The organism is Acinetobacter terrae (assembly GCF_013004375.1).
GTDB classification, from domain to species: domain Bacteria; phylum Pseudomonadota; class Gammaproteobacteria; order Pseudomonadales; family Moraxellaceae; genus Acinetobacter; species Acinetobacter terrae.
On sequence record NZ_JABERI010000022.1, the window covers coordinates 63,715 to 80,087 of the forward strand.

The window sequence follows — 16,373 nt, forward strand, 5'->3', positions numbered from 1 at the left end:
GAAAAAAATGTTTCTGCGACGGCTAAGAAAAATGCAAAAGCTAAACAGGTTTCGTGGATGACAAATGGTTTTGCCTACTTTTGCCAAAACAAAAGTAGGTCGAACCGAAGGTTAAACCCTAAATTTAGATGAATTTGGAAAGACGCTGCTGTAATAGGAATTTCCAAAATTAGAGACAAAAAACTTCTTCCGAATTCATCTCATTATTATTTGGATAAAAAAATTTATGAGCGCAATTCAATATGAAAAAAATGCGGACAATATCGTCATTTTAACCTTAGATTCTCCCAACCAATCTGCCAATACCATGAATGCTGATTTCCGTGTGGCGCTGGAAGATATTGTTTCCAGACTACAGGCAGATGCAGAGATTTCAGGGATTATTTTCCGATCAGCGAAAAAAACCTTTTTTGCCGGTGGTGACTTGGATGAACTGATTGAGGTAGAGCCGGATCATGCCACAGCATTCTTCCACATGATTGAAGAGATGAAAGCCAAACTGCGTTATATCGAAACGCGTGGTATTCCTGTGGTTGCAGCACTCAATGGCACGGCGCTGGGTGGCGGTTGGGAACTGGCTTTATGTTGTCACCATCGTATTGCACTGAATGACACAAAAGCGAAATTTGGCTTACCTGAAGTGACTTTAGGTTTACTTCCGGGTGGTGGCGGGATCGTGCGTATGGTGCGCTTACTCGGTTTGCAAAATGCATTTCCACTGTTGATGGAAGGCAAACAATTTTCTGTCGATAAAGCCAAGTCTTTAGGCTTAATTCACGATATTGTGGAAACTGAACAAGAACTGTTAGACAAAGCCATTGCCTGGGTTAAATCCAATCCAATATCGCAACAACCGTTTGATGTCAAAGGCTACAAAATTCCAGGCGGCGACCCAAAAACACCTGCTGTCGCTCAGGTGCTTGCGATTGCACCTGCAATACTGTGTGACAAAACCAAAGGCTGCTACCCGGCCCCTGAAGCGATTATGGCGGCTGCAGTTGAAGGTGCGCAGGTTGATGTCGACACAGCCCTCACTATCGAATCGCGTTATTTCACCTACCTTGCGACCAGTCAGATTTCCAAAAATATGATTGGCACGTTCTGGCATGGTCTGAACGCGATTAAATCAGGTGCAAGCCGCCCTAAAGACATTGCAAAATGGAAAGCCAGAAAAGTCGGTATTTTAGGTGCCGGGATGATGGGTGCAGGAATTGCTTATGCCACAGCCTCTAAAGGCATTCAGGTTGTTCTAAAAGATGTATCTATAGAGGCTGCAGAAAAAGGCAAAGCCTACAGCCAAAAGCTGCTGGATAAAAAAGTCTCTCAAGGTCGTTTAAGCGCTGAAAAACGCGATCAAGTTTTAAGTTTAATTACCGCTACAGCTGCTGCAGAAGATTTACAAGGCTGTGAGCTGATCATTGAAGCGGTGTTTGAAAATCCAGAACTGAAAGCCAAAGTCACCCAAGAGGCTGAAAACTATTTGATCGATGGCGGTGTGATGGCATCGAATACCTCTACCTTGCCAATTACAGGACTCGCCAAGGCGTCTAAAGATGAGAGCAATTTCATTGGTCTGCATTTCTTTAGCCCTGTCGATAAGATGCAACTGGTAGAAATCATCAAAGGAAAAAACACATCAAATGAAACCTTAGCTAAGGCTTTTGATTTTGTGCAGCAAATTGCTAAGACGCCGATTGTGGTGAATGACAGTCGTGGTTTCTTCACCAGTCGTGTCTTTGGAACTTTTGTGCAAGAAGGTTTACGATTGCTTGCTGAAGGGGTTCATCCTGCCAAAATTGAAATGGCAGCACTCAAAGCCGGTATGCCTGTCGGGCCACTTGCCATTCAGGATGAAGTGTCTTTAACACTTTCTGAACATGTCGCTGCTGAGACGCGAAAAGCCCTGCAAGCTGAAGGCAAAGACCTGCCACGTTCCGCTGCTGATGATGTGATTGAAAGCATGATTCACCAATTTAACCGTAAAGGTAAAGCAGCGGGTGCGGGTTTCTATGAATATCCTGAAGGTGGTAAAAAACATTTATGGGCGGGTTTAAGCCACTGGAAAAAAGACCTGGAGATATCCGAACAGGAAATGATTGACCGTTTCCTGTTTGTTCAGGCGCTGGATACTTTGCGCTGCTATGAAGAAGGCGTACTGGAGTCGGTTGTGGATGCCAATGTCGGTTCTATTTTCGGCATTGGTTTTGCGCCATGGACAGGTGGAGCCATACAGTATCTGAATCAATATGGTTTGGAAAAAGCCTTATTCCGTGCCAATACACTTGAAGCCAAATATGGTGAGCGTTTTAAAGCGCCACAATTGCTGAAAGATAAACTGCACTCTGGCGAGAAAATTTCATAACACGACTTATGCTATAAAGCATTAATGCCCTTTCTTTTTATTGAAGATAAGGGCGTTAATACTTTTAAAGTTTTTTTGATCATTAAAAATATGTACCCATCTTTTAAGTCTTCGTGCCTAAGCCTGATATAAACTTCGATCTCACTTAAACAAAGATCCATCTCTTAAAATTAATTTTTAATCCCTTATTTAAATGAATGGTTTAGTCAGTTATGAGTCGGCTTTCATTCTATTCTGTGCTATAAAGTCACATAGATTCTGATTTATTTTTATCCATTTTGGTGTGTTCTATGACTAACAATTCTTCTCCTGAAAAATCCCCTTGGGGTTGGAAAGCCCTGATTATTGCTTGTATTTTAGGCGCTTTTTTCATGGGGTTTTTCTATCTTGCAATAAGCAACGAACCTGATTACATGCCGAGCCAAAAACAAAAGCAGGCACAACAAGCTGCGACGTCTGCTGCATCAGAACCGACTGCAGCTGAAATGAATATGACTGAAGCAGAACATGCTGCAATGACAGAAACTGAAAAATCAGCTGAACATGGGGCTGGTCACTGATTCCGAGCATCATGGTCGAATCCTGAAATAAAAAGCCACTTTGAGTGGCTTTTTATGTTTTCAAAACTGATTTTTAATCGCTAAATGCCAGTCAATACCAGTCGCATATCAATATGTGGAATAGCACAGTCCAGATACTCCTCACCTTCAACGTTAAAACCCAAACTCGCATAAAACTGAATGGCATGCACCTGTGAAGACAACTTTAAAAATTCGCGCTGTTCATGTTTGGCTTGCTGAATAATTTGTTGCATCAGCAACTTTCCAATGCCTACGCCACGATACGATTTCAGCACCGCCACACGTCCGACGCTGTTATTTTGTAATAATCGTGCTGTCGCAATCGGCTGATCTTGATCGTAAACCACGAAATGCACGGATACTGCATCTTCAGCATCCCATTCATCTTCAACCGGAATCTGCTGTTCATGAATAAATACCTGCTCACGAATCAGTTTTGCGTCATTTTGCAACTCATCCCAGCGGCCTGTGCGTATCGTAAATGGGCTCATCAAAAATCATCTTCCTACAAATAAAAGCAGCCTTGCGACTGCTTTATTCATTTTAAATTAACACTTACAGCCAATATCCTGCTGATCCCACTGATTATTCAGCAATAATTCAAGCGAATGCTTTTGAATGCCATACATCTCTTTTAAGGCTTGAATCTGAGCCAATACCGCCTGATCTGGTTCTTGATAATCTTTACGTTTGGTCGCCAAGATCATCTTGTTTTTACTGGTATGTTCCAAAGCCACAAACTCGAATACTTTGGTTTCATAGCCATAGGCTTTAAGCAATAAAGCACGAATGGTATCGGTGAGCATTTCCGCCTGTTGACCTAAATGAATGCCAAATTGCAACATTGGTTTCAACACTTCCGGGCTTTTGAGCTGTGGACGTAATTCCTTGTGACAACACGGCGCGCACATAATCATTTGTGCGTTTAAACGAATACCGGTGTGAATGGCAAAGTCAGTCGCCACATCACAGGCATGCAAAGCGATCATCACGTCCAGGTGTTCAGGTTGATAGGTGCGTACATCGCCCTGGAAAAAATCCAGTTGGGTAAATTGAGACTCTTCAGCAACCTTCTGACAGAACTCCACCATTTTCGGATTCAGCTCAACACCGGTAACAAATGGCGTTTGACCCTGCTTTTCCAGATAATCGTACAAGGCAAAAGTGAGATAACCCTTACCCGAACCAAAATCGACCACATGCAAAGCATGATCCTGTTTTGTGATTTGATCCAAAGCACCCGAGAAAATTTCCACAAATTTATTAATCTGTTTCCATTTACGCGCCATGCTTGGAATAATTTGCGCTTTTGCGTCAGTAATGCCTAAAGGCTGTAAAAAATAACTGTCCTGATCGACATAGCGATGTTTCGTGCGGTCATGCCCTTGTTGATTTTCTACCTTCTGTGCCTTTGCTGCAGATTTGTTTTTACTCACCGTCAGCATGGCTTTTTTCTTGTTCTTTTTAAGTTGCAACTCTTCTTCAATGGTAAACAGATTGGCTTGTTTACATTGAGCCAATAAATCTTGAATGAGCTGGCTGGCTTCCGCTAAAGGATAGTTTTTGGTGACATCTTGAGTCTTATAACGATACAAACAACTTAAAACAGCCTGCCCTTGCAGTGAAATGACTCGCAAGGTTATTTTCTCCAGATTTTCAAGTTCGCCTTTATACTGGCTCAGAATCATTCGATCAAAACTTTGTGTTTCAATGGCTTGCAGAAAAGCATCTAAGAATTGTTGTTCCTGAATAAAAGGAGAAGCCAATTGAGACATACAGATAACTCGAGTAAATTAAGTGATCAGTGTAAAACTTCTTACTTTAAAGGTAAAATTTCATTACTATACAAGTGTATTTTTAATTACAGAAAATAAGCGATGAATACATCTAACTTGCAGACGTACGATCCACAAGAAGAAAAAATAAATGCGATTAGTCATGCACTTGGCGCACTTTTGGCAGCCATTGCCAGTATTTTCATGCTGATTAAAGGCAGTTATTTACCGCTAGGACAATTTATTGGCCTATGTGTCTATGCATTGAGCCTGATTTTACTCTTTGCCGCTTCAAGCTTATATCACTATGCCGAATCGCCACAGCGTCGCGGTTGGTACAAAAAACTGGATCATACTGCAATTTATTATCTGATTGCTGGAACCTATACCCCGTTCTTGTCTATCGCACTTCCGACGGCAAAAGCGCAGTACCTGTTAATTGCACTTTGGGTGATTGCCGTCATTGGTACACTATTCAAGTTAGTTTTCATTCATCGTTTCCAGAAGATCTCTCTCATCGCCTATCTGGCTATGGGATGGCTTGCATTGCTGGTCATGGATGACATGCAACGCTTTCTAAGTGCTCAAGCCTTGACCTATCTCGTCATTGGCGGACTGGCTTATACCATTGGTGCGTTGTTTTATGCTTTAAAAAGAGTAAGATATACGCATGCTATCTGGCATGTATTTGTATTGATTGGCGCTGGATCACATTTCTTGGCGATCTGTCTTTACGTGATATAACCCTCTATTTCTACATTTTTTAGTAACCCTAAATCCGTGGACATGAGTCGGTATTTCGTATTTTTTTAAGAAATTACGCCTTTTTTAAAAAGATTACGCTTTTAAAACTAAGTTTTTTTATTTTTAGTAAGTGTAAGGTTTCTCATGGCGTCATCAAATTCTATTGCTGCTTCGGAAGAAGTAGTAGCTACAAATTCAAAATTCCGCGTACTGACTGCGAGTCTTGTGGGTACAACAATCGAGTTCTTCGATTTTTATATTTATGCAACTGCGGCAGTTCTTATCTTTCCTCATTTGTTCTTCCCTGCAAGTACAGATCCAACGACTGCAACCATTCAGTCTTTAGCAACATTTGCTATTGCCTTTATTGCCCGTCCAATTGGTGCTGCCTTATTCGGACATCTGGGTGACCGTATTGGTCGAAAAGCCACACTGGTTGCGGCATTACTCACCATGGGTATTTCAACCGTGTGTATTGGCTTACTTCCAACCTATGCACAGATTGGTATTGTTGCCCCATTACTGCTCGCACTTTGTCGTTTAGGACAAGGGCTTGGTCTTGGTGGCGAATGGAGTGGTGCGGTTCTGCTTGCAACTGAAAATGCACCTGAAGGCAAACGTGCCTGGTATGGCATGTTCCCGCAACTTGGTGCACCAATCGGCTTTATCTTGGCAACAGGTTCATTCTTGACCCTAGGCGCATTTATGTCTGAAGCAGACTTTATGCAATGGGGCTGGCGTATTCCATTTATTGCAAGTTCTGCACTTGTAATTGTGGGTCTTTGGATTCGTTTAAAACTTCATGAAACGCCTGCATTCCAAAAAGTATTGGACACGCAAAAAGAAGTCAATATTCCATTTAAAGAAGTAATGACCAAACACTGGCGCATGCTGATTCTGGGTACGATTGCTGCCATCTGTACATTCGTTGTGTTCTATTTGACCACAGTATTCGCATTAAACTGGGGCACAACAAAGCTCGGTTATACCCGCGCTGAATTCCTGCAATTGCAATTGGTTGCAACCCTGTGTTTTGCAGCATTCATTCCACTTTCTGCAGTTTTTGCCGAGAAATTTGGTCGTAAGGCAACTTCAATTGGCGTATGTATCGCTTCAGCATTGTTTGGTTTGGTGTTCGCAAGCATGCTTGAATCTGGCAACACAGTTATCGTGTTCTTATTCTTGTGTATTGGTTTAGCGATCATGGGCTTAACCTATGGTCCAATTGGTACTGTACTTTCTGAAATCTTCCCGACTTCAGTTCGTTACACCGGTTCTGCATTAACTTTTAACCTTGCTGGTATTTTTGGGGCATCTTTTGCACCCCTGATTGCCACTAAACTTGCAACCACTTATGGTTTACAAGCGGTAGGTTATTACTTAACGGCTGCATCCATCCTTTCACTGCTTGCTTTCTTGGCGATGCGTGAAACCAAAAATGATGATGTAAACAACCAGGTTTAATTTCATCAAATCATAAAAAAACCAGCGTGATGACGCTGGTTTTTTTATGTTATTTTTTCAGATCTGTTCATCACTTAACATTTCTTGATACAGTTCTTCAAACACCTGTCGATCGCCACCGGCATTGTAATAACTTGGAACAATGTAAGTCACAAGTTGACGGTATCTTTCTGTTCCATATAAATGATCCAGAAAAGCTTCCACATTATTTTCATCAATCCCAAAGGCCGTGATCAGTTGCTGAAACTTTTGATAAAACCTGCCGGAAAATGCGGGTGTATTGACCACATCACTTTCGGCTTGCTGAAAAGCCTGTTCTAAAGCAACTAAACCAGCTTCAAGCTGTACCGATTGAGTCTCTGTTAAAGCAAAAAACTGACCGACCTCTTCTGAAAAAGACATACTCTTCTCCTGTTTTGTTCTCATTGTTATAAATCAATCTTGCTTTAGGGTATGTCAAAAATTGTTCCAGAAATTGATCTTCAAAATTTAAACCAGTTCAATGATATCAATCGTTGGTGGTACCCGAAAACGAAAAGGCACACCGACCATTCCTGTTCCAACCGTGACAAATACATCTGCATATTCATGCTGATATAAACCTTTTTTATGTCCCAGTATAGACACTTTTTTCATGATGTAATTGGTCACCCAGGGCAGTTCAACTTGCCCGCCATGCGTATGTCCAGACAGCATTAAAGGGCGGGTCGGCAATTGTGGCACCATATCTACTGTATCAGGATTATGCGATAAAATTACCCAGGGTTTATCTTGAGGCAAGTCAGGCATATAACGCATATCAGTTTTTCCTGCCCATAAATCGCCTACCCCCAACAAGCGAAATTCATCAAATTCCACCATCTGCCCTTCAATATCAATCACATCATTGACCTTTAAGGCATGTCTTAATAATTGTTGAATCGGGGGGCCAGGATATTGTTCATCATGATTGCCATTGACTGAATAAACCGGTGCATTGATCTGTTTTAAAATCGCCAGTTCATCGGCAAGTGTGTTTTCGGGTTCATAGGTCCAATCCCCGGAAACCACCACTAAATCTGGATTCTGCTGGTTAATTTTATCAACAATAATTTTTAGTTGACGTTCATGGCCGGAAAATAGACCAATATGTAAATCGGCAATCAATGCCAGTTTGACCGGACGCTGCAGTTTCTGTTCAGGATTCAACTGATATTGCAGGGTTTTAACGCCCACATGATGCGGTTCAATAAAGCGTGCATAAATGAGCACGCTACTGAGCAGGAAGATAAACACCGCTTGGTGAATGGAGTAATAGCCACTCCAACCAGCATAGAGGCTAAAGAAAAATAAAGGAAACAGTAAATAAGATAAGTAAAATGCCAGTAAATGCACAAAAGCTTTAAATGGGTGAATGGTTTCCGTACGCGTTTGACTCAACCATGCTTGTGCAACACCCCAAATCCCAAGCACAAAAAAAATGATATAAAAATAAACAACGACCGAGTCTGTATCCCACATAATAATTTCTCTAACGATAACGAAGATATGACATCATTCATCTATTCTGATATTTATCTTTTCACAGCTGGCAATTATACTCAAACCCAATTTTGGTATTGTTTATAACTTATGGCGCGATCTTTCCCTCCCACAACTCAACTAGATACTGGTAAATTGCGTCACTCTTCTACCTATAAAACTGCAGTATTGTTGAGTTGTAGCCTGATTGTAGGGATTCCCGCATGTACTACTCTGCCCAAGCAAACACCGCAACCGATTGAATATGCGTTTGATACCGAAACCAAACAAACCTCATTGGCGCAAATTATTTTACCGTTAAGAGAACAAAACCCCAATCTTACTGGTTATCATGTTTTATACGATCCGCTGGAAGCTTTAGCAGCACGCATACATCTTATTGATAAAGCAGAGAAAACTTTAGACCTTCAATACTATATTTGGGATAACGATAAAATTGGCTCACTGGCTCTGCATTCCATTATTAAAGCAGCAGACCGTGGTGTAAAAGTCCGTTTGTTGATGGATGATAACAATGCCAAAAAGATGGAAGGCATTTATCTGGCACTCGATCAGCATAAAAATATTGATGTCAGACTGTATAATCCTTACCGTTTTAGACATTACCGTGCCATGGACATGGTGCTGGATTTAAAACGTATCAACCGTCGCATGCATAACAAAAGCTTTATTGCAGACAACCAGATTGCTTTAATCGGTGGTCGCAATATGAGTAACCAATACTATAACGTTAGCGACAGTTATCAATTTTCTGATGTCGATGTGATGCTGGTCGGCTCTGCATCCGATGAAATCGTTCATTCTTTTGATGAATACTGGAATGATGATTATGCATTTCCGGTCAAACAGATTGTTAATCCTCGGCATTATGCATTGCGTTTTGAAAGTCTAAAACAGCAACTCGAACAACATTCACAAAACATTAGCGTTCAGAATTATCTTGATTTAGCCACACGCTCACATGCCTTTGAAAACTGGCTGAATAGCAGCATCCAGTTTGATTGGGTCAAAGCGGAAATCGTGAGTGACTCACCCAGTAAAATCAGGTCTAAAGCAAAAAAAGAGCAACATCTGAATTTTCAACTGCTGAATCGTTTAAAAAAACCGGAACAAAGCGTCGATATTATTTCAGCTTATTTCGTCCCTGAAAAAAAAGGCGAAAAGATGCTGAGTGAGCTGGCTCAAAATAATATTCAGGTGCGTGTACTCACAAACTCTTTCAAAGCCAATGATGTGTTTTTAGTACATGCTTTTTATGGCAAATATCGAAAGAATTTATTAAAGGATAATGTCGAGTTATATGAGTTTCTATCCGTACCTGAAACTGAAAATTTAAATGCCAATACCGAGGAAATCGCTGAAAAAGCCAAAGTCAGCTTAAAAGGTTTAAGCCGTTCCAGCCTGCATGCCAAACTGATGGCGATTGATCAAAAACAGGTCTTTATTGGTTCTTTCAATTTTGATCCACGTTCTGCCTATTTAAATACGGAAATTGGCGTCTTGCTGGATAGTCCGAATTTAGCCAGAGCTGTGCACCAGACCATGGATCAAAATTTATCTAAATATGCCTACAAACTGGTTTTAAATGCCAACAATAAAATCAACTGGAAAATTAAACGTCAGGATGGCAGCATCAAAACCTATTTCAAAGAACCGAAAATGAAATGGTGGCAAAAGGCCGGGGTTAAAATCATTTCATGGTTGCCACTCGAAGGCTTTATGTAAGCCTTCGCTTTGTCAGGGATTCATTTTTATTACCCGTTCAGGTTGGACTTTTAAGCACTATTTGATGTAACTGTGCTAAACCTTCGATCATTTTGGTGTGAACTTCCTGAGTCAATGTTTCGACGGTATGCCCTTCAGGCGATATTGCAGGTAATGCCATTAAATGCGCTTTCACTTTAGGCATTTCCAAGACCTTTTTGACGTGATCGGCAAAGCTGATATCATTAATAAACGGCGCCACCAGATCCAGTTGTCCATGCTGATTAACATAACAAATCAGACATATTTGTACAGGACGGTTGGCTTCTATGGCTGCAGCTAGAAGACGTCCATAGATTTTTTTTATTCTTGAACCATCTGAAGTGGTCGCTTCAGGAAAAAATAACACCGGAATATCTTGTTTTAAAAATTCGGTAATTTGCTGTTTAATTTTAACCGAATCGCCAGAACCGCGTTGAATAAACAGTGTTCCACCACCCTTTGCCAGTTTGCCGAGTAAGGGCCATTTTTCAATTTCCGCTTTGGCCAAAAAGAACACCCGAGCACCAGAACCCAAAACGGCAACATCCAGCCAGGAAATGTGATTGCTCACCCACAACGCTGGCTCACGTGGAATCACGCCATGTACATGAATTTCAAGATTAAAAACTTCGCATAATTGACGGCAAAAGTGCTGTACATAACGTGTATTACACGGATTATTCGGGTCTTTATATAAACGGTGACGAAAAACCAGATAAAACCCTTGTGTAAGCGCAGCTACAACCGCCAATAACTTTTTACTATATAAGAAAAATTTAGACATACTATTTAACGATGAACTTTCAGTTACAGAGGATTGAGTCATAGATTGATCACTAATTACCGGACACAGCGTTTAATCATTTATTTTCTGCCATTCTATACTGTTCATTTTGATCTTGCATTGATCATAAAACTGAACCCTGCATTTTTAATAAAATGATTAAAACCAATAACCCCGACGCTTTGATCTAAAACATAAATTATACGAATAGATCTGCATCAGTTAGCAACCTGACCGTCTACTAAAATAATAAATTTTATCAATAACTTAAAATCAATTTAAGAATAATAACTTTTGCATTTAGGCAGGATATTTTTATTTACTGAATGTTTTGTTACCTTACTTTAGCCAGTCTGATCTATTTTTCACTATCCGTGCTTATTTTCTACTAAAATGAAGTTTTAACGTAGTTGAGATAGTATTTAGTGGAATATATTGAGCGACATCAAGGTGGCGAACGCGCCCTATTAGTAAGTGTCTCTGTACAACTTTTAGATGACCTTGATGCAGAAGAATTTCGCTTATTGGCCCAGTCAGCGGGTGCTGAAATTGTAGAACATATTACCGCTCAACGTATCAAGCCTGACCCAAAACTGTTTATTGGCTCGGGTAAAGCAGAAGAAATCGCGGAGCGAGTTAAAGAATTAGAAATAGATTTGGTCATTTTTGATCACAGCCTGACTCCTTCCCAGGAACGCAACTTAGAAAGAGTCATTCAATGCCGCGTGATTGATCGTACACGGCTCATTCTGGACATTTTTGCCCAACGTGCACGCACTCATGAAGGTAAGCTTCAAGTTGAATTGGCACAATTGGATTATCTGTCTTCACGACTGGTCGGCAGTGGCATCAGTTTAGATAGTCAAAAAGGCGGTATTGGTTTACGCGGACCTGGTGAAACACAACTGGAAACAGATCGTCGTTTACTTCGCTTACGTATTGGACAATTAAAAGACAAACTGGAAAAAGTTCGTCAAACCCGTATGCAAGGTCGTTCTGCACGCCAGAAAGCAGCAATTCCAACAGTATCTCTTGTCGGTTATACCAATGCCGGTAAATCGACATTATTTAACATCTTGGCGCGCTCTGACGTTTATGCCGCAGACCAGTTGTTTGCAACACTCGATCCGACTTTACGCCGTTTAAATTGGGATGGGATTGGTGCTTTGGTTCTGGCCGATACCGTAGGTTTTGTCCGTAACCTCGCCCATGCCTTGGTAGAATCCTTTAAAGCCACGCTTGAGGAAACGGCTGAGGCTACCTTGCTACTGCATGTCATCGATTCCAGCAGTCCAGATATGCTGGAACAAATTGAAGCCGTCGAGTCTGTTTTAAAAGAGATTGGTGTCGATGTCCCGGTACTTCGCGTCTATAACAAAATCGATATCAGCGGCGAAGATGCCAAAATTGTGTATTCTAAACCGCATTTACCCGATCGTGTCTATGTATCTGCGCATGCCAACCTGGGCTTGGACTTGTTACGCCAAGCTGTTCAGGAATGCTTGATGGGACAATTGCAAAGTTTTGAGCTGGTATTAAAACCTGAATATGGAAAATTGCGTACTCAATTGTATGCGCTAAATGTCATTCAGACTGAAAATTATGATGATGAAGGCAACCTGCATTTACACGTCATTATTGCTCCAGCAAAACTTGAACAATTAATTAAACAGGCACATTTACCGATTGATGAAATTCTAGGAAAAAAAGCCACGCAATTCAAAAAACCGCTTGAGGAATTTGAAATCAAAAGATAAATCGGTTAAAACGTGATAAGTATAATTTTAAAGTTTGGTAAAAATGGACTGGATAAAAACAATCGACTGGCCAGCATGGATCGGCACACTGGCTTTAATCATCTGCTTTCGTGAGGGAGCAGTATGGTTAATGACGCAATTTAATCACCCTGAACTAGGTAATTTGGTCGGCTTGATTAGCTTGTTGCTGAGCTTGCTTATTTGGAGAAATGTCCACAAATTACCTGCGCGTTTAGTCGATACCAACAATAAAATAATGAAAGAAAGTGCCTTCGCTTTTTTGCCGATTAGTGCTGGTTCCCTGATTATGTTGGTACACATGGGAAAGGAAATTCCTGTTTTTCTTGCAGTGATGTTTATTAGCACCCTGATTCCATTATGGATTTACGCAAAAATGGCCAAGCGCTGGTTATAGGGGAAATATGATGTTAGCAGTACTCTACGGTTTTACATTAACCCTTTTCGCCTATCTGATTGCCAAACCTTTAAATAAAAAGCTTCCACAAGTTCCGGTCATTGTCATCGGCATGTTTTTCATTATTGGATTGCTGTTTGTGTTTGGGATTCCTTACGAATCTTATATGACACAGGTCAATCCGCTATTTAATCATTTACTCGGCTATGTCACCGTTGCCTTGGCTATTCCGCTTGCAGCCATGCGTTATGATGACTTACCACTCAAGGCTATTGTCGGCATTTTAGTCTTTGCCAGCATTAGTGCGGTGGCTTTACCGATGGGACTTGCCTATTTATTGCATATGTCTGACGCAAGCATTATGGCATTTGCAACTCGGGCGGTAACAACTCCAATTGCCATTAATATCGCCACGCTTTTACATGCACCGCTCACCTTAGTGATTTTAATTGTGATTTTATCAGGCGTTATTGGCGCTGCTTTTTCTCCATTTATCTTGCGTCATATTAACGATGAAAGAGCCTCTGGTCTGGCCTTAGGCTTAGCTGCGCATGCCATTGGGACTGCACAAGCATGGCAACGAGGCAGTGTGGCAGGACGCTATGCGGCTTTTGGCATGGCAGTAAATGCCGTGTTTACAGCCATCTGGTTGCCGACATTCATACTCTATTTGCAAAAAATGTGACTGAGTAATCATTAATAAACATTTGTATCGTCAAAATTTGACCTTATGATAAAAATTGTTCATAAAGTTATCGTAAGGTTTTTTGATGAGAAATTTTAAAATTTTAGCAGCCCTACTTCTTTCTAGCAGCAGTAGTGCTGTTTTTGCTGAAGACATTGCGGGAACCTGGAAAAATATTGATGATAAAACCGGTTCTTCAAAAGCGATTATTGAAATTCGTCAAGAAACCAACGGCACTTATACCGCAAAAATTGTAAAAGTCACTCCTCGTCCAGGTTACACAGCCAAAGAAACCTGTGTGAATTGTCCTGCTCCTTATACCAATAAGCCAATTCTAGGCATGGATGTTTTAAAAGGTTTAAAACCAGCAGCAGGATCCAATTTTACTCACGGCAAGATTATTGATCCACTTAGCGGTCATATCTACAGTATGAAAGCGAAATTAAGTCCAAATGGTAAGCGCTTAACCCTGCGCGGTTATGTCGGGGTTTCAGCTTTGGGCCGTAGTCAAACCTGGATTAGAAACGACTAAATATGACAAAAAGTCGCACTATGTGGCTTTTTTATTCCGAGTTATTTAAATATTTCACATTATTTTTCATTTTTATGAAGCAATAGGTTGACTGATCTCTAAACGATGATTATATCTTTATATAGATAAGAAAAATATTTTCCAACTCGCAGGAATTGATATGAAGAAGAATATATTATGTGCTGCTTTTGCTAGTGTAGTTTTCAGTGGGAATGTATTGGCAGATGATATTACGGGAACCTGGAAAACGATTGACGATAAAACAGGCTCGTCAAAAGCGATTCTTGAAATGCGTCAAGAAAGTAATGGTACTTATACCGCGAAAATTATCAAAGTAACGCCACGCCCGGGTTATACCCCGAAGGAAACCTGTGTAAATTGCCCAGCACCTTATACCAATAAACCCATTTTAGGCTTAGATATTTTAACCGGATTGAAAGCTGCCGATGATAACCACTTTGTAAATGCCAGGGTTCTTGACCCCCTCAGCGGTAAAATCTACAGCGGAAAAGCAAAATTGAGTGCCAATGGTAAACGTCTCACTCTACGTGGTTATGTGGGTATTTCCGCACTTGGTCGTAGCCAAACATGGATTAAGCAAGATTAAATTATGCTCATTACAGTTCAGCATAGATGGTGAGAGCAGTACGAATAAGAACTTAAAATTTTAATTCCAGAAGACTGCTTAATTTCGTATTGCTACCTCACCTTAAAATAAGTCAACAGGATAGCTGACTTATATAAATGAGGAAATTTTATGAAAAAAATAGCAATCACTGCTGCATTTTTTGCAGCACTATTAAGCAGTTTTTCGGCTTTTGCTCAGGAGATAGCTGGTACATGGATACAAATTGATGATAAAACAGGTTCACCTAAAGCATTGATTGAAATTCAAAAACAAACCAATGGATCTTATTCCGGAAAAATTATCAAAGTAACGCCACGCCCAGGTTACACGCCCCGAGAAACATGTTTCCGCTGTCCACCACCCTACACAGATCAACCTATACTGGGATTAGAAGTCTTTAAAGGCTTACAAAATGTCAATGGAAGTAATTATGCAAATGGTCGTGTACTTGACCCTTTAACAGGAAAAATATATGGTTTGAAAGGATGAATTTCCCCGAACGGTAAACGTCTTATATTACGCGGTTATGTGGGAATTTCTGCCTTGGGTCGGACCCAAACCTGGATTAAAAGTGACTAATTCTGACAAAAAGCCACACTATGTGGCTTTTTTATTCCGAGTCATTTAAATACTTCACATTATTTTTATTTTTTATGACGCAATATATTGACTAATTATAAAACGGTCATAATATGTTCTTATGGATAAAAAAATTACACTCCACAATCGAAGGAATTGATATGAAAAAGAATATTTTGCTTGCTACTTTCGTTAGCTTATTTTTCAGTGGAAATGTATTGGCACAAGACCTATCGGGGACTTGGCAACAGATTGATGATAAAACAGGTTCACCTAAAGCGATTATTGAAATTCGTAAAGAAGCCAATAATACTTTCACCGGAAAAATCACCAAAGTTACCCCTCGCCCAGGTTATACCCCTCGTGAAACCTGTAATAATTGCCCAGCACCTTATACCAATCAACCTATTCTAGGCATGGATGTCCTGAAAGGTTTAAAACACGTGCCTGATACATATAATTATGAAAAAGGTCGTGTCATCGATCCACTTGCAGGCAAAATTTACGATGCTAAAGTAAAGCTAAGTGCCAGTGGTAAACGCTTGACCTTACGTGGTTATGTGGGTATTTCAGCTCTCGGACGAAGCCAAACCTGGCTACGCTTAGATTAATCCAGATGTATCATGCTAAAAAGCCACTACTTCAGTGGCTTTTTTTATGTATAAAAGAACTTATTTTTAATTAATTCAATATATTAGACCTCTTTCATAAATCATTTTTACTCAGCTCCAAGTTATAGATTCCAGCAATTAAATTGAATCTCAAACCGAGTCTTTTCGCTCTATTTCGATAACGTTCCG

General features: G+C 40.5%; 16 protein-coding genes and 1 pseudogene. 12 read left to right on the forward strand and 5 right to left on the reverse strand.

The genetic code is table 11. The features are described from left to right. The first annotated feature begins 226 nt into the window (after positions 1 to 226). The gene (locus HLH14_RS10050; protein WP_067723660.1) at positions 227 to 2,362 is read left to right on the forward strand and encodes a 3-hydroxyacyl-CoA dehydrogenase NAD-binding domain-containing protein; all 2,136 of its coding nucleotides are present in this window, start codon (positions 227 to 229) and stop codon (positions 2,360 to 2,362) included. 290 nt (positions 2,363 to 2,652) lie between these two features. Continuing rightward, the gene (locus HLH14_RS10055; RefSeq protein WP_067723661.1) at positions 2,653 to 2,922 is read left to right on the forward strand and encodes a hypothetical protein; all 270 of its coding nucleotides are present in this window, start codon (positions 2,653 to 2,655) and stop codon (positions 2,920 to 2,922) included. Positions 2,923 to 3,002: 80 nt separating this feature from the next. Here HLH14_RS10055 and HLH14_RS10060 read toward each other — a convergent pair whose 3' ends face one another. After that, the gene (locus tag HLH14_RS10060; protein ID WP_067723662.1) at positions 3,003 to 3,434 is read right to left on the reverse strand and encodes a GNAT family N-acetyltransferase; all 432 of its coding nucleotides are present in this window, start codon (positions 3,432 to 3,434) and stop codon (positions 3,003 to 3,005) included. Positions 3,435 to 3,491: 57 nt separating this feature from the next. Beyond that, on the reverse strand, positions 3,492 to 4,718 hold the full coding sequence (locus HLH14_RS10065) for a class I SAM-dependent methyltransferase (RefSeq protein ID WP_067723663.1): 1,227 nt from the start codon (positions 4,716 to 4,718) through the stop codon (positions 3,492 to 3,494). Positions 4,719 to 4,820: 102 nt separating this feature from the next. Here HLH14_RS10065 and trhA point away from each other — a divergent pair, with 102 nt between their 5' ends. Further along, entirely contained in the window at positions 4,821 to 5,462 is a 642-nt protein-coding gene (gene trhA / locus HLH14_RS10070; protein ID WP_067723664.1) for a PAQR family membrane homeostasis protein TrhA, read from the forward strand. Between the two features lie 144 nt (positions 5,463 to 5,606). After that, positions 5,607 to 6,926 (forward strand): MFS transporter, encoded by a 1,320-nt coding sequence (locus tag HLH14_RS10075; protein WP_067723665.1) that lies wholly within the window; start codon positions 5,607 to 5,609, stop codon positions 6,924 to 6,926. A 57-nt stretch (positions 6,927 to 6,983) separates the two neighbouring features. Here HLH14_RS10075 and HLH14_RS10080 read toward each other — a convergent pair whose 3' ends face one another. Both HLH14_RS10080 and HLH14_RS10085 read right to left on the reverse strand, forming a co-directional pair. Then, on the reverse strand, positions 6,984 to 7,328 hold the full coding sequence (locus HLH14_RS10080; protein WP_067723666.1) for a hypothetical protein: 345 nt from the start codon (positions 7,326 to 7,328) through the stop codon (positions 6,984 to 6,986). A gap of 87 nt (positions 7,329 to 7,415) precedes the next feature. Beyond that, complete coding sequence (locus HLH14_RS10085; RefSeq protein ID WP_067723667.1) at positions 7,416 to 8,426, reverse strand: metallophosphoesterase; 1,011 nt, start codon at positions 8,424 to 8,426, stop codon at positions 7,416 to 7,418. Between the two features lie 111 nt (positions 8,427 to 8,537). On the opposite strand from HLH14_RS10085, the gene HLH14_RS10090 reads away from it, so the two are divergent. After that, entirely contained in the window at positions 8,538 to 10,172 is a 1,635-nt protein-coding gene (locus HLH14_RS10090) for a phospholipase D family protein (protein ID WP_067723668.1), read from the forward strand. A gap of 37 nt (positions 10,173 to 10,209) precedes the next feature. Here HLH14_RS10090 and HLH14_RS10095 read toward each other — a convergent pair whose 3' ends face one another. Next, on the reverse strand, positions 10,210 to 11,019 hold the full coding sequence (locus HLH14_RS10095; RefSeq protein ID WP_067723669.1) for a lysophospholipid acyltransferase family protein: 810 nt from the start codon (positions 11,017 to 11,019) through the stop codon (positions 10,210 to 10,212). A gap of 383 nt (positions 11,020 to 11,402) precedes the next feature. On the opposite strand from HLH14_RS10095, the gene hflX reads away from it, so the two are divergent. From hflX to HLH14_RS10130, 7 genes and pseudogenes are all read left to right on the forward strand, one after another. Beyond that, on the forward strand, positions 11,403 to 12,734 hold the full coding sequence (gene hflX, locus HLH14_RS10100; protein ID WP_067723670.1) for a ribosome rescue GTPase HflX: 1,332 nt from the start codon (positions 11,403 to 11,405) through the stop codon (positions 12,732 to 12,734). Between the two features lie 43 nt (positions 12,735 to 12,777). Further along, complete coding sequence (locus HLH14_RS10105; protein WP_067723671.1) at positions 12,778 to 13,149, forward strand: hypothetical protein; 372 nt, start codon at positions 12,778 to 12,780, stop codon at positions 13,147 to 13,149. Between the two features lie 10 nt (positions 13,150 to 13,159). Beyond that, positions 13,160 to 13,834, forward strand: a complete 675-nt coding sequence (locus HLH14_RS10110; protein ID WP_067723672.1) for an LrgB family protein — start codon at positions 13,160 to 13,162, stop codon at positions 13,832 to 13,834. A gap of 85 nt (positions 13,835 to 13,919) precedes the next feature. Beyond that, complete coding sequence (locus HLH14_RS10115) at positions 13,920 to 14,366, forward strand: DUF2147 domain-containing protein (protein ID WP_067723673.1); 447 nt, start codon at positions 13,920 to 13,922, stop codon at positions 14,364 to 14,366. Positions 14,367 to 14,526: 160 nt separating this feature from the next. Then, the gene (locus HLH14_RS10120) at positions 14,527 to 14,973 is read left to right on the forward strand and encodes a DUF2147 domain-containing protein (RefSeq protein WP_067723674.1); all 447 of its coding nucleotides are present in this window, start codon (positions 14,527 to 14,529) and stop codon (positions 14,971 to 14,973) included. Positions 14,974 to 15,123: 150 nt separating this feature from the next. Then, positions 15,124 to 15,573 (forward strand): annotated as a pseudogene (locus HLH14_RS10125) (DUF2147 domain-containing protein). Between the two features lie 161 nt (positions 15,574 to 15,734). Then, complete coding sequence (locus HLH14_RS10130; protein WP_067723675.1) at positions 15,735 to 16,184, forward strand: DUF2147 domain-containing protein; 450 nt, start codon at positions 15,735 to 15,737, stop codon at positions 16,182 to 16,184. Positions 16,185 to 16,373: the final 189 nt, after the last annotated feature.

Coding starts and splice junctions, on each gene's coding strand:
- HLH14_RS10050 (WP_067723660.1), top strand. CDS start 227: ATGAGCGCAATTCAATATGAAAAAAATGCGGACAATATCGTCATTTTA.
- HLH14_RS10055 (WP_067723661.1), top strand. CDS start 2,653: ATGACTAACAATTCTTCTCCTGAAAAATCCCCTTGGGGTTGGAAAGCC.
- HLH14_RS10060 (WP_067723662.1), bottom strand. CDS start 3,434: ATGAGCCCATTTACGATACGCACAGGCCGCTGGGATGAGTTGCAAAAT.
- HLH14_RS10065 (WP_067723663.1), bottom strand. CDS start 4,718: ATGTCTCAATTGGCTTCTCCTTTTATTCAGGAACAACAATTCTTAGAT.
- trhA (WP_067723664.1), top strand. CDS start 4,821: ATGAATACATCTAACTTGCAGACGTACGATCCACAAGAAGAAAAAATA.
- HLH14_RS10075 (WP_067723665.1), top strand. CDS start 5,607: ATGGCGTCATCAAATTCTATTGCTGCTTCGGAAGAAGTAGTAGCTACA.
- HLH14_RS10080 (WP_067723666.1), bottom strand. CDS start 7,328: ATGTCTTTTTCAGAAGAGGTCGGTCAGTTTTTTGCTTTAACAGAGACT.
- HLH14_RS10085 (WP_067723667.1), bottom strand. CDS start 8,426: ATGTGGGATACAGACTCGGTCGTTGTTTATTTTTATATCATTTTTTTT.
- HLH14_RS10090 (WP_067723668.1), top strand. CDS start 8,538: ATGGCGCGATCTTTCCCTCCCACAACTCAACTAGATACTGGTAAATTG.
- HLH14_RS10095 (WP_067723669.1), bottom strand. CDS start 11,019: ATGACTCAATCCTCTGTAACTGAAAGTTCATCGTTAAATAGTATGTCT.
- HLH14_RS10105 (WP_067723671.1), top strand. CDS start 12,778: ATGGACTGGATAAAAACAATCGACTGGCCAGCATGGATCGGCACACTG.
- HLH14_RS10110 (WP_067723672.1), top strand. CDS start 13,160: ATGTTAGCAGTACTCTACGGTTTTACATTAACCCTTTTCGCCTATCTG.
- HLH14_RS10115 (WP_067723673.1), top strand. CDS start 13,920: ATGAGAAATTTTAAAATTTTAGCAGCCCTACTTCTTTCTAGCAGCAGT.
- HLH14_RS10120 (WP_067723674.1), top strand. CDS start 14,527: ATGAAGAAGAATATATTATGTGCTGCTTTTGCTAGTGTAGTTTTCAGT.
- HLH14_RS10130 (WP_067723675.1), top strand. CDS start 15,735: ATGAAAAAGAATATTTTGCTTGCTACTTTCGTTAGCTTATTTTTCAGT.